General features: G+C 69.4%; 11 protein-coding genes. 9 read left to right on the top strand and 2 right to left on the bottom strand.

Going from position 1 to position 13,178, the window contains the following annotated elements:
- Window positions 1-8: 8 nt before the first annotated feature.
- The 7 genes from eccD (at window position 9) to ACI2L3_RS39135 (ending at window position 8,848) form a co-directional block, all read left to right on the top strand.
- Window positions 9-1,535, top strand: a complete 1,527-nt coding sequence (gene eccD / locus ACI2L3_RS39165) for a type VII secretion integral membrane protein EccD (protein ID WP_404757252.1) — start codon at window positions 9-11, stop codon at window positions 1,533-1,535.
- 51 nt (window positions 1,536-1,586) lie between these two features.
- Window positions 1,587-3,062 (top strand): PQQ-binding-like beta-propeller repeat protein, encoded by a 1,476-nt coding sequence (locus tag ACI2L3_RS39160; RefSeq protein ID WP_404757251.1) that lies wholly within the window; start codon window positions 1,587-1,589, stop codon window positions 3,060-3,062.
- A gap of 265 nt (window positions 3,063-3,327) precedes the next feature.
- Window positions 3,328-3,615, top strand: a complete 288-nt coding sequence (gene rpsO / locus ACI2L3_RS39155) for a 30S ribosomal protein S15 (protein WP_362994044.1) — start codon at window positions 3,328-3,330, stop codon at window positions 3,613-3,615.
- Window positions 3,616-3,974: 359 nt separating this feature from the next.
- Window positions 3,975-6,203, top strand: coding sequence for a polyribonucleotide nucleotidyltransferase (locus ACI2L3_RS39150; RefSeq protein ID WP_404757250.1), 2,229 nt, complete (start codon window positions 3,975-3,977; stop codon window positions 6,201-6,203).
- The gene (locus tag ACI2L3_RS39145) at window positions 6,200-7,579 is read left to right on the top strand and encodes a M16 family metallopeptidase (protein WP_404757249.1); all 1,380 of its coding nucleotides are present in this window, start codon (window positions 6,200-6,202) and stop codon (window positions 7,577-7,579) included. Before ACI2L3_RS39150 ends, ACI2L3_RS39145 begins: the two co-directional genes overlap by 4 nt.
- Before the next feature lie 34 nt (window positions 7,580-7,613).
- Window positions 7,614-8,366: a 4-hydroxy-tetrahydrodipicolinate reductase gene (gene dapB / locus ACI2L3_RS39140; protein WP_404757248.1), complete on the top strand. Its 753-nt coding sequence runs from the start codon at window positions 7,614-7,616 to the stop codon at window positions 8,364-8,366.
- 8 nt (window positions 8,367-8,374) lie between these two features.
- Entirely contained in the window at window positions 8,375-8,848 is a 474-nt protein-coding gene (locus tag ACI2L3_RS39135) for a hypothetical protein (RefSeq protein ID WP_404757247.1), read from the top strand.
- On the opposite strand, the gene ACI2L3_RS39130 is transcribed toward ACI2L3_RS39135, so the two are convergent.
- Both ACI2L3_RS39130 and ACI2L3_RS39125 read right to left on the bottom strand, forming a co-directional pair.
- Window positions 8,845-9,426 (bottom strand): PH domain-containing protein, encoded by a 582-nt coding sequence (locus tag ACI2L3_RS39130; protein ID WP_404757246.1) that lies wholly within the window; start codon window positions 9,424-9,426, stop codon window positions 8,845-8,847. The two genes, ACI2L3_RS39135 and ACI2L3_RS39130, sit on opposite strands and share 4 nt — an antisense overlap.
- 117 nt (window positions 9,427-9,543) lie before the next feature.
- Complete coding sequence (locus tag ACI2L3_RS39125) at window positions 9,544-9,783, bottom strand: hypothetical protein (RefSeq protein WP_404757245.1); 240 nt, start codon at window positions 9,781-9,783, stop codon at window positions 9,544-9,546.
- 390 nt (window positions 9,784-10,173) lie between these two features.
- Between ACI2L3_RS39125 and dapA the strand changes: the two genes are divergently transcribed.
- Both dapA and ACI2L3_RS39115 read left to right on the top strand, forming a co-directional pair.
- On the top strand, window positions 10,174-11,073 hold the full coding sequence (gene dapA / locus ACI2L3_RS39120) for a 4-hydroxy-tetrahydrodipicolinate synthase (protein WP_404757244.1): 900 nt from the start codon (window positions 10,174-10,176) through the stop codon (window positions 11,071-11,073).
- 159 nt (window positions 11,074-11,232) lie between these two features.
- Window positions 11,233-12,918: a ribonuclease J gene (locus tag ACI2L3_RS39115; protein WP_404757243.1), complete on the top strand. Its 1,686-nt coding sequence runs from the start codon at window positions 11,233-11,235 to the stop codon at window positions 12,916-12,918.
- Window positions 12,919-13,178: the final 260 nt, after the last annotated feature.

Here is a 13,178-nt window from a genome sequence, read left to right as displayed (position 1 = left end):
ATCAGCAGGTGAGCACGACGGCCTCCACGAGGGCCACCGGATTCGGGCGGCAGCGCAGCGGAATCCCCCCTGAGAGCGCATCCGGACGCGGCTCGGGCGCCGGCCCCGGCACGGCCTTCGGCTTCTGCCGAGTCACCATCGTCGCGCCCGACAGCCGCATCGACGTGGCGCTGCCCGACGACGTCCCTGTCGCCGACATCTACCCCGAGATCCTGCGGCTCTCCCGGCAGAGCCCGGCCGAGGGCGCACCGGTCGGCTATCACCTCGTACGACGCGACGGCACCGTCCTGGACAGCGCCCGCACCTTCGCCGCCCAGCGCATCCTCGACGGTGAACTCCTCACGCTGCGTCCCTTCTCCGAGTCGCTGCCACCCGCGGTCTTCGACGATGTGTCCGAGGTCGTGGCGTCAGCGGTGACCCGTGACCGCGTGCTGTGGACCGGCGACCTGACGCGAGGCGCCGGGCTCGTCGGCGGGACCGTGCTGTCGACCCTCCTCGCCTACGTGGCCTGGGCCGCTGCCCCGGGCCACGACATGCACGGACTGTCGGGCATCCTCGCCGCCGTCGCGGGAGTCCTGCTGCTCACCCTCGCGGCAGTCCGCGCGCGGGTGTACGACGACCGGGCATCGGCCCTCGCTCTCGGTCTCGGCGCGCTGCCGAACGTGGCGGTGGCGGGTTCCGGGCTGCTCCCGGTGGCTGACGGGCAGGGCGTGGGCAGGCTCCAGCTCCTGCTGGCCTGCGCCGCCGTCCTGACGGCATCCGTGATCCTCGGCATGATCTCGCCACGTGGCGACGGCCCGTTCGTCGCCTTCGTCTTCGCCTCCGCGGTCGGTCTGCTCGCCACGTTCCTCGCGGCGCTGTGGCAGCTGGAGCCTGTCGAGACGGCCGCCCTGTGTGCCCCGCTGGCCGTGGGGGCGCTCGCCTTCCTGCCCGGACTGTCCATGCGGTTCGCCCGGCTGCCCATCGGCTTCGAACCTCCGCACGGCACGCGTGGCAGTTACGGGACGGACCCCGCGCCGCAGGAGCCCGTCGACGCCGAGCGCATCACGGCCCAGGCCCGCCGAGGCCAGGAACTCCTCATCGGGCTCGTCGGCGGTTGCGCGCTGGTGGCGATCGGCTCCACCGCGGTACTCGGCTTCTCCGAGGAGACGTGGGGACAGGTGCTGGCCCTGGCCACGGGTGTCGCGATGCTGATGCGAGCACACCTCTTCCGCTACACCGCGCAGGTGGCCGCCGTGCTGTCCGCAGGCCTGGTGGCCCTCGTCCTGCTCGGCATCGGCCTCTGCCTCGACCTGCCCGCAGGCCCGGCCGGTGACAGTGCGGCGCTCGAGCTGCGGACCATCTGGCTCGTCGCGGTGATCGCGGTGACGGCGGCCCTGGTGACCGGCATCGGCCTGGTCGCCTCACGTACCGGTGTGACGCCTTTCTGGGGCCGGTTCCTGGAGATCGCCGAGACCTTCGTCCTGCTGACCCTGGTGCCGCTGACCCTCGCGGTCTTCGACGTGTACGCCAAGGCCAGGGCCATGACCAGCTGAGCCCCGCAGCGCCCCGAACTCATTCGACCCGCGTAGGAAGGCTTCACCAGCGTGAGCTTCGGCCCGCCCCCGCCTGCCTGGACCCAGCCCGTGCCGACGGCCGCCGAGGGAAAGAAGCGCCGTACGGCGATTGTCATCGGCGTGCTGCTCGCACTGACCGCCGCGCTGTGCGCAGGCGGCTGGGTCCTCTGGGGCCCGGACGGCGACACCGCGTCGAAGCAGCGCGCGGCCTCGGCACCGCTGCCCCCCGACGCCATCAGGGAGACCGTGGAGACGCCTCCCAGGACCCCCGAGGGCGGCACCGTCGCCGAGTACGTGCACAAGACCCTCAAGGAGGGCGAGACCGCCCCGGCGAAGGGCACCTGGGCGACGGGAAAGATCGTCGCGAAGGGCATCGTGAACGTCGTCAAGGGCTTCAGGATCGGTGACTCCGAGGAGGTCTGGCAGCTCGACTTCCCCGGTCCCATCTGCGCGGTGACCCGGCACGTCAGCGTGGACGGCAGGACAGCGGTCGCCTTCTCGGGGGAACGGCCCGAGAAGGGCAGCGAGGGCGAGGGTGTCACCGCCCCGTGCGACCGGGTCGCGGTGTTCGACGTCGACACGGGCAGAAAGCTCTGGGACAAGAAACTGCCCGGCGGGAGCGCCCTCGCGATGAGCGTCAACGTGACGATGACGCGGGGGACCGTACTTGCCGCCACCGGGCAGGCCTCGGTGGCGTACGACATGACCAGTGGCAGGCGGCTCTGGACGGACACCGACGCCTCGAAGTGCACGGACATGGGGTACGCCGGGGGCAGGGGCCTCATCGCCCTCGTCCAGTGCGGCGACTCGGCGGAGCCCGAGTTCCGGATCCAGAAGATCGCCCCGCGTACGGGCAAGTCCCTGTGGACGTACACCGTCGCCGAGGGGATCAAGCAAGTCCACCTGGCCTCTTCGTCGCCGCCAGTCATCGCCGTCGCGCCCGGAGACTTGGGGTCCACCCATCTGATCGTCCTCAGTGATGGCAAGGGCAGACAGCGCGGCACGATCCCACTGGAGGATGATCGCTACGTCCACGGCTGCGATGAGGTCTTCAGCGCCGAGGTGGAGCGCTGCACCGGGGTGGTCGTCGGCAAGCGGCAGCTCTACATGGCGACAAAGCCGCGGGACTTCTCCCCGGAGACGGCACGCGGACGGGTGGCCAACGAAGTCGTCTCCTTCGACCTCGCGACCGGGAACACCGTGCGCAAATTCGACGCGAGGCCCGGCCGCCCGATGTTCCCGCTGCGGATGAGCGGCGACAAGGTGATCGCCTACCGGGAAGCGGCGAGCGCGCCCTCCGCCGCCGTCAGCCTGGACCCGGACACCGGGAAGGAGACCATCCTGTTGCTCTTCGGGGAGGATGAGGCGCCCGCGATGGACGGTCTGGAGCCGCCGCTTGTCGTGTACGAGCGCGGCCGTGTCTTCCTCGCCACGACAAGCGTCACGCGGAGTAAGGGCGACGGCCCCCACCAGTGGGTGATGAGAGGATTCGAGAGCAGCGGCTGACCAACGGTGCCGGCGGGCCGGCAGGCTCCCGGGCCCGCGACGAGCCCCACAAGCCGACTGGTACCCTGTGAAACAACCGCCTGTCTGCGCACCCGCGAATCCCCAGGGATCCGATCCCGGCCCTGCAAGGACCCGGACCCCCGGTTCCGCCAAGGACCCGGACCCGCGCCCGGCGGTCCATTCCGGCCTCCCGAGTCACGGAAGCTCCCCTGAGATGTAGACCAGGGGCACTCGGAGGCACTCGAAGACATCACGAGGAGTACGCGTGTCGCTCGACGCCGCTACGAAGAAGCAGATCATGACCGAGTTCGCCCAGAAGGAGGGCGACACCGGCTCCCCCGAGGTTCAGGTGGCGCTGCTCTCCCGCCGGATCTCGGACCTGACCGAGCACCTCAAGACCCACAAGCACGACCACCACTCGCGTCGTGGTCTGCTGATCCTGGTCGGCCAGCGCCGCCGCCTGCTGCAGTACCTGGCCAAGAAGGACATCCAGCGCTTCCGCGCCCTGGTCGAGCGCCTCGGCATCCGTCGCGGTGCGGCGGGCGCCAAGTAAGTACGCCGTGAAGGGAGCGGTTCCCACTCGAAGCAATCGAAGGGGACCGCTCCCTTTGCCGTACATGCGCGTTGTCACCGACGCTTTGTAGTCTGGTGACACATGCACGTCCCCGCGGGCGGGAAGAGCTCCCGGGGACCCAGAACGAAGACCCCCACGAGGGAGAGGCGCACGCAGCCGCCGCCGGTCCTCGGTAGTGGCCCCCGGGAGCATCCCGGGTGCTTCGATCGAAGACCGGCCCGCACACACGGCGCGCTTCTCCGCATGGTCCCGGCTCCGCAAGAGGACGCATGGGACGCCGTCTCCGGGCCACACGGGCCCAGGGGCGAGAAGACGAAACGTAGACACGTAGGAGAACAGTGGAGAACGAGACCCACTACGCCGAGGCCGTCATCGACAACGGCACGTTCGGCACCCGCACCATCCGCTTCGAGACGGGCCGCCTGGCCAAGCAGGCCGCCGGCTCCGCCGTGGCGTACCTGGACGACGACACCATGGTGCTGTCGGCCACGACCGCGTCCAAGAAGCCCAAGGACCAGCTCGACTTCTTCCCCCTCACGGTGGACGTCGAGGAGCGGCAGTACGCCGCCGGCAAGATCCCCGGTTCCTTCTTCCGCCGTGAGGGCCGGCCCTCCGAGGACGCGATCCTCACCTGCCGCCTGATCGACCGCCCGCTGCGTCCTTCCTTCAAGAAGGGCCTGCGCAACGAGATCCAGATCGTCGAGACGATCATGGCCCTCAACCCCGACCACCTGTACGACGTGGTCGCGATCAACGCCGCCTCCTGCTCCACGCAGCTGGCCGGCCTGCCCTTCTCGGGCCCGATCGGCGGCACGCGCGTGGCGCTCATCAAGGGCCAGTGGGTCGCCTTCCCGACGCACACCGAGCTCGAGGACGCCGTCTTCGACATGGTGGTCGCCGGTCGCGTCCTGGAGGACGGCGACGTCGCGATCATGATGGTCGAGGCCGAGGCCACCGAGAAGACCATCCAGCTCGTCAAGGACGGCGCCGAGGCCCCGACCGAAGAGGTCGTCGCCGCCGGTCTGGAAGCCGCGAAGCCCTTCATCAAGGCGCTCTGCAAGGCCCAGTCCGACCTCGCCGCGAAGGCCGCCAAGCCGACCGGCGAGTTCCCGGTCTTCCTGGACTACGAGGACGACGTCCTCGAGGCCCTCACCGCCGCGGTCAAGACCGAGCTCGCCCAGGCGCTCACCATCGCCGGCAAGCAGGAGCGCGAGGCCGAGCTGGACCGCGTCAAGGAGCTCGCCGCCGAGAAGCTGCTCCCGCAGTTCGAGGGCCGCGAGAAGGAGATCTCCGGTGCGTACCGCGCGCTGACCAAGAAGCTGGTCCGCGAGCGCATCATCAAGGACAAGGTCCGTATCGACGGCCGCGGCATCACGGACATCCGTACGCTCGCCGCCGAGGTCGAGGCCATCCCGCGCGTGCACGGCTCGGCGCTGTTCGAGCGTGGCGAGACCCAGATCCTGGGCGTCACCACCCTCAACATGCTCCGCATGGAGCAGCAGCTCGACACCCTCTCCCCGGTGACGCGCAAGCGCTACATGCACAACTACAACTTCCCGCCGTACTCGGTCGGCGAGACCGGCCGCGTCGGTTCGCCGAAGCGCCGCGAGATCGGCCATGGCGCGCTCGCCGAGCGCGCCATCGTGCCGGTGCTGCCCTCACGCGAGGACTTCCCGTACGCGATCCGTCAGGTCTCCGAGGCCCTCGGTTCGAACGGCTCGACGTCCATGGGCTCGGTCTGCGCCTCCACGATGTCGCTGCTGAACGCCGGTGTGCCGCTGAAGGCCGCCGTCGCCGGTATCGCCATGGGCCTGATCTCCGAGGAGATCGACGGCCAGACGCACTACGTCGCCCTCACCGACATCCTCGGTGCGGAGGACGCCTTCGGCGACATGGACTTCAAGGTCGCCGGCACGAAGCAGTTCGTGACCGCGCTGCAGCTCGACACCAAGCTCGACGGCATCCCCGCCTCGGTCCTGGCCGCCGCGCTGAAGCAGGCCCGTGACGCGCGTCTGCACATCCTCGACGTGATGAACGAGGCGATCGACGTTCCGGACGAGATGTCCCCGAACGCGCCGCGCATCATCACCGTCAAGATCCCGGTGGACAAGATCGGTGAGGTCATCGGCCCCAAGGGCAAGATGATCAACCAGATCCAGGAGGACACCGGCGCCGACATCACGATCGAGGACGACGGCACCATCTACATCGGTGCCGCCGACGGTCCGGCCGCCGAGGCCGCCCGCGCCACGATCAACGGCATCGCCAACCCGACCATGCCGGAGGTCGGCGAGCGCTACCTGGGCACCGTCGTGAAGACGACGACCTTCGGCGCGTTCGTCTCCCTGCTCCCGGGCAAGGACGGTCTGCTGCACATCTCGCAGATCCGCAAGCTCGCCGGCGGCAAGCGCGTGGAGAACGTCGAGGACGTCCTCGGTGTGGGCCAGAAGGTCCAGGTCGAGATCGCCGAGATCGACTCCCGCGGCAAGCTCTCCCTCATCCCCGTGGTCGAGGGTGAAGAGGCCGACGAGAACGCCGCCGACCAGAAGGACGACACCGACAAGTGACGTCGCGTAGCACCACGACGACGGCCCGCCCCTCTTCGGAGGGGCGGGCCGTCGCCCGTACCCAAACCCTCATCAAGGGCGAGCACGGCATCGGCACCGTCCGCAGGACCACCCTCCCCGGCGGCCTGCGCGTCGTCACGGAGACCCTGCCCTCCGTGCGCTCGGCGACCTTCGGCATCTGGGCCAACGTCGGATCACGCGACGAGACCCCGTCCCTGAACGGCGCCACGCACTACCTGGAGCACCTCCTCTTCAAGGGCACCAAGAAGCGCAGTGCCCTCGACATCTCGGCAGCGCTCGACGCGGTCGGCGGCGAGATGAACGCCTTCACGGCGAAGGAGTACACGTGCTACTACGCGCGCGTGCTCGACACCGACCTGCCGCTCGCCATCGACGTCGTCTGCGACATGCTGACGGGCTCCCTCATCCTTCAGGAGGACGTCGACGCCGAGCGCGGCGTCATCCTCGAAGAGATCGCGATGACCGAGGACGACCCGGGCGACTGCGTGCACGACCTGTTCGCGCACACCATGCTCGGCGACACCCCCCTCGGCCGCCCGGTCCTCGGCACCGAGGACACGATCAACGCCCTCACCGCGGACCGCATCCGCCGCTTCTACAAGAAGCACTACGACCCCACGCACCTCGTGGTCGCCGCCGCGGGCAACGTGGATCACAACAAGGTCGTACGCCAGGTCCGTGCCGCCTTCGAGAAGGCCGGCGCGCTCCAGCGCACCGACGCGGTCCCGATGGGCCCCCGCCAGGGCTCCCGCGCCCTGCGCACCGCGGGCCGCGTCGAGGTCATCAACCGCAAGACCGAGCAGGCGCACGTCATCCTCGGCATGCCGGGCCTGGCCCGCACGGACGAGCGCCGCTGGGCCCTCGGCGTGCTCAACACCGCCCTGGGCGGCGGCATGTCGTCGCGCCTCTTCCAGGAGGTCCGCGAGAAGCGCGGCCTGGCCTACAGCGTGTACTCGTACACGTCCGGCTTCGCCGACACCGGCCTCTTCGGCGTGTACGCGGGCTGCCGCCCCAGCCAGGTCCACGACGTCCTGAAGATCTGCCGCGACGAGCTCGACCAGGTCGCGGAGCACGGACTGACGGACGACGAGATCGGCCGCGCCATCGGCCAGCTCGCGGGCTCCACCGTCCTCGGCCTCGAGGACACCGGCGCCCTGATGAACCGCATCGGCAAGAGCGAGCTCTGCTGGGGCGAGCACATGTCGGTCGACGACATGCTGGCCAGGATCTCCGCGGTCACCCCCGACGAGGTGCGCGAAGTGGCCCGCGACGTGCTCGGCCACCGCCCGTCCCTGTCGGCCATCGGCCCGCTCAAGGACAAGCAGGCGGCCCGCCTCCACGAAGCGGTCGCCTAGCCCCGCGAGGGCTCAACCCAAAGGAATGAAGGACATGAGCAAGCTGCGCGTGGCGGTCATCGGCGCCAGGGGCCGCATCGGCTCCGAGGCCGTCAAGGCCGTCGAGGCCGCCGACGACATGGAACTGGTCGCGGCCCTCGGCCGGGGTGACAAGCTGGAGTCGCTGGCCGAGGCCGGCGCCCAGGTCGCGGTCGAGCTGACCCATCCCGACTCGGTGATGGAGAACCTCGACTTCTGCGTACGACACGGCATCCACGCCGTCGTCGGTACGACGGGGTGGACCGACGACCGCCTCGCGCAGCTGCGGACGTGGCTGGCCGAGTCCCCGGAGACGGGCGTGCTCATCGCCCCGAACTTCTCCATCGGCGCGGTCCTGACGATGAAGTTCGCGCAGATCGCGGCGCCCTACTTCGAGTCCGTCGAGGTCGTCGAGCTGCACCACCCGAACAAGGCCGACGCCCCCAGCGGCACCGCCACGCGCACCGCCCAGCTCATCGCCGAGGCCCGCCGGACAGCGGGCAGCGCCCCGCAGCCGGACGCCACGACGACGGCCCTGGACGGTGCTCGCGGCGCGGACGTCGACGGCGTGCCGGTGCACTCCGTGCGCCTGCGCGGCCTCCTCGCCCACCAGGAGGTCCTGCTCGGCGGCGAGGGCGAGACCCTGATCGTGCGCCACGACTCGCTGCACCACAGCAGCTTCATGCCGGGCATCCTGCTCGGCGCGCGCCGTGTCGTCAGCACCCCGGGGCTCACGTTCGGCCTGGAACACTTCCTGGACCTCGGCTGATCAGGGCCATGCGCGCGAAGATCACCTACGCCGTCACGGCTGCCGTCCTGGTCGTCTACTTCGTCCTGGTCGGCAGCCGCGGCGTGCTCCTGATAAAGCACGGCACCCTGCTCACCGTCACCTTCGGTGTCGCGGTGCTGATCCTGCCGGTCATCGGCGTCTGGTTCCTCTGGAAGAACACCCAGTTCGTCCAGCGCGCCAACCGCCTCGCCGCCGAGCTGGAGGCCGAAGGCGGCCTGCCCGTCGACGAGTTGAAGCGGACGCCCGGCGGTCGCATCGACCGCGACTCGGCCGACGAGGTCTTCGCCCGCCGCAAGGCGGAGACCGAGGACTCACCGGACGACTGGCGCTGCTGGTTCCGGCTGGCCGTCGCCTACCACGACGCCAGGGACACCCCCCGCGCGCGGAAGGCCATGCAGCGGGCCATCGCCCTGCACGCAGGCAAGCCCGCGACGTCAGACCAGGCGTCAGCTTCCGACTAGGCAGTGGGCTGGTACTCGGTGGCGGGCCGGTACTCGTCGGCCCACACCTCGATGGAGTCGGCAGCGCGGTTGAACGCCTCGTGCCGCGCCAGGAAGTCGGCGTTCCGGTCGGTGAGCAGCAGCTGCTGAGCCTCGGCAGCCTGCTGATCACGCCGTACGAGGATGAGCGCCTGCCCCTGCACCGTGCGGGGCAGCCCCAGCCAGCGCACGGGCTGCTGCGCGGTCCGCACCGCGGAGATCTGCCCCCACGGGACGGTCCGCGTCGTCAGGAAGCCGACCCTGCGCAGACCCTGGGCGCTCACCCAGATGCCCATGCGCAGCAGCCGCAGGGAGCTCGTGATCACGACAACGGCGAGTCCCGCGCAGATCGCGGCACCCGCGAGGGAGTCCGCGAACGCGATGATCACGGCGGCGAAGAGGACGAACGAGGCGAGCAGCAGCAGGAGCGCGGCCGCCCCGACCCGCCAGGGGCCGGGGCGGTAGGGCCTGCGCCAGTGATCGCGGTCGTCGAAGGGCAGCGCGGCGTCGTGCGCCACGTCGTCGAAAGTGCGATCCGCGGTCAGGAAGGGCAGGGGCACGGGCTGATCCTCACTCGATCCACACATGGGCTGTGCCCGGTGAGGCTATCGAGCCGTGTCCCCCGCTACCACCCTTGGGGGGCCGGACGAGTCGGTCCGGACGACGGTCGGCGCCGGTCAGCGGCCGTCGGCAGCTTCGGACTGCTGCGTGTGCGCCGGTGACTGGTCGGCCGACATCGCGGGCATCCCGAAGAGCAGGGATCCCACCAGACCGGCCACCACGGTCAGACCGATGAGCGTGCGGCCCATGATCTGACTGGCCGTCGCGCGCTCACGGGGTGGGGGAGTGACGTTACTGCGGAACTTCTCGGCTTCGGCGATGAAGGCGAACGGGACGGGCTCTCGCCGACGGAACATGGGGCGCGCTTCTCCTCACGGGTCTCGAACGGAGCTCTGTGGACTCTGTTGTATAGACAGACGCGTGAGCGGCCCAAAAGGTGCCCTGTTTCGGCAAATTAGTCGACGAATGTGGCGCCGAGTCACCGAATGGCCGATTGTCAGGGCCTGACCCGCTTCCCCGCGAGGTCCTCAACGGGGGCGGATGTGTGGCGCCGTACGGCACTGATGTGCGGGTGCGTCGAGCGAAGTGTCCGGATTGCGGCACTTCGTGAAGTTCATCTAGCCTGATCAAACGGACCCGGCACTGCTTGAACCCCCGAGCAGGCAGTGCCGGGTTCCACACTTGTCAGGTCCGCACACATCCCCCGAGGGGCGACCCCGCGCTGAGCAGCGAGTAGCGTGTTACCCATGGCTCCGACCTCCACTCCGCAGACCCCCTTCGGGAGGGTCCTCACCGCCATGGTCACGCCGTTCACGGCGGATGGCGCACTTGACCTCGACGGCGCGCAGCAGCTCGCCACTCATCTGGTGGACGCAGGCAATGACGGCCTGGTCGTCAACGGCACCACCGGTGAGTCCCCGACCGTCAGTGACGCGGAGAAAAACGATCTCGTACGAGCCGTACTGGACGCCATCGGAGACCGCGCCCACGTCGTCGCCGGCGTCGGCACGAACGACACCCGCCACAGCATCGAGCTGGCCCGCGCCGCCGAGCAGGCAGGTGTCCACGGTCTCCTGACCGTCACGCCGTACTACAACAAGCCCCCGCAGGAGGGCCTGTTCCGGCACTTCACCGCCATCGCCGACAGCACCGACCTGCCGGTCATGCTCTACGACATCCCGGGCCGCAGCGGTGTACCGATCAACACCGAAACGATCGTCCGCCTCGCCGAGCACCCCCGCATCGTCGCAAACAAGGACGCCAAGGGCGACCTCGGCCGCGCCAGCTGGGCCATCGCCCGCTCGGACCTCGCCTGGTACTCCGGCGACGACATGCTGAACCTGCCGCTGCTGTCCGTCGGCGCGTGCGGCTTCGTCTCGGTCGTCGGCCACGTCGTCACCCCGGAGCTCCGCGCCATGCTGGAGGCCCACCTCACGGGTGACGTGCAGAAGGCCACGGAGATCCACCAGAAGCTGCTCCCCGTCTTCACCGGTATGTTCCGCACCCAGGGCGTGATCACGACCAAGGCGGCGCTGACCCTCCAGGGACGCCCCGCCGGTCCGCTCCGCCTCCCGCTGGTGGAGCTGTCACCCGACGAGACGGCACAGCTCAAGGTCGATCTCGCCGCCGGCGGGGTACAGCTGTAACCACAGACTTCACAACTGAATAAGCGAAACCCCGCGGGCGACATACGAGGCGACCCAAGCCGACAGCCGCCCGCACCCCACACAACAACTGCTAATGCACGAACGTCATACGCGCCACGTGCCCCGGAGGTACGTGGCGCGCGTGGTGAGGAGAGTCTTTTGAGTCATCCGCATCCTGAACTCGGCGCCCCGCCGAAGCTCCCGAAGGGCGGCCTGCGGGTCACCCCGCTCGGCGGCCTCGGCGAGATCGGCCGCAACATGACCGTCTTCGAGTACAACGGTCGCCTGCTGATCGTCGACTGCGGAGTGCTCTTCCCCGAGGAGGAGCAGCCCGGAATCGACCTGATCCTGCCGGACTTCACGTCCATCAGGGACCGCCTCGACGACATCGAGGGCATCGTGCTCACGCACGGCCACGAGGACCACATCGGCGGTGTCCCCTATCTCCTCCGCGAGAAGCCGGACATCCCGCTGATCGGCTCCAAGCTGACCCTCGCGCTGATCGAGGCGAAGCTCCAGGAGCACCGCATCCGTCCGTACACGCTCGAGGTCGTCGAGGGCGACCGCGAGCACCTCGGCCCGTTCGACTGCGAATTCGTCGCGGTCAACCACTCCATCCCCGACGCCCTGGCCGTCGCCATCCGCACCCCCGCGGGCATGGTCGTCGCCACCGGCGACTTCAAGATGGACCAGCTGCCGATGGACGGCCGCCTGACCGACCTGCACGCGTTCGCGCGGCTGAGCGAGGAAGGCATCGACCTCCTCCTCTCCGACTCCACGAACGCCGAGGTCCCGGGCTTCGTCCCGCCCGAGCGCGACATCTCGAACGTGATCCGCGGTGTCTTCGCCGGCGCCCAGAAGCGCATCATCGTCGCGAGCTTCGCCAGCCACGTGCACCGCATCCAGCAGATCCTGGACGCCGCGCACGAGTACGGCCGGAGGGTCGCCTTCGTGGGCCGCTCGATGGTCCGCAACATGGGCATCGCCCGCGACCTCGGTTACCTCCGCGTCCCGCCGGGCCTCGTCGTCGACGTCAAGACGCTCGACGACCTGCCGGACAGCGAGGTCGTCCTGGTCTGCACGGGTTCGCAGGGCGAGCCCATGGCCGCGCTCTCCCGCATGGCCAACCGCGACCACCAGATCCGCATCGTCCAGGGCGACACGGTGATCCTGGCGTCGTCCCTCATCCCCGGCAACGAGAACGCGGTCTACCGCGTGATCAACGGCCTGACCCGCTGGGGAGCGAACGTCGTCCACAAGGGCAACGCCAAGGTGCACGTCTCCGGCCACGCGTCGGCCGGCGAGCTGCTGTACTTCTACAACATCTGCAAGCCCAAGAACCTGATGCCCGTCCACGGCGAATGGCGCCACCTGCGCGCCAACGCCGAGCTGGGCGCCCTCACCGGCGTCCCGCACGACCGCATCGTGATCGCCGAGGACGGCGTCGTCGTCGACCTCGTCGAGGGCAAGGCGAAGATCGTCGGCAAGGTCCAGGCGGGATACGTCTACGTGGACGGCCTCTCCGTGGGCGATGTCGGCGAGCCCGCTCTCAAGGACCGCAAGATCCTGGGCGACGAGGGCATCATCTCGGTCTTCGTGGTGGTGGACTCCAGCACCGGCAAGATCACCGGTGGTCCGCACATCCAGGCGCGCGGCTCCGGCATCGACGACTCGGTGTTCGTCGGCGTCGTCCCGAAGGTCCAGGAAGTCCTGGAGAAGTCGGCCCAGGACGGCGTGGTCGAACCCCACCAGCTGCAGCAGCTCATCCGCCGCACGCTGGGCAAGTGGGTCTCGGACAACTACCGCCGACGCCCGATGATCCTGCCGGTGGTCGTGGAGGTCTGACCCTCCTGACCGCGCCTTCTTCGGAGCGGGGCACCTCGATTTGCATCGGGGCGCCCCGCTCCGTTAGGTTTACGGCTCCGCCAGCGAGGGAAGCGACGCTCAGGTGCTTCGGACCGACCCGAACGGGGCGGGGAATCCGACTCAGAATCTCTGATAAAGTCGGAGCCGCCGGAAAGGGAAACGCGAAAGCCGAAAGGCCGGAGCGGGAACCGGAAAGGCACCGAGGAAATCGGACACGAAAGAGTCTGATAGAGTCGGAA

It is taken from the genome of Streptomyces sp. NPDC029674, from assembly GCF_044903205.1.
Taxonomy (GTDB): Bacteria; Actinomycetota; Actinomycetes; order Streptomycetales; family Streptomycetaceae; genus Streptomyces.
The sequence above is the reverse complement of the archived record's forward strand: the minus strand, read 5'-3'. Positions and strand labels throughout refer to the sequence as shown.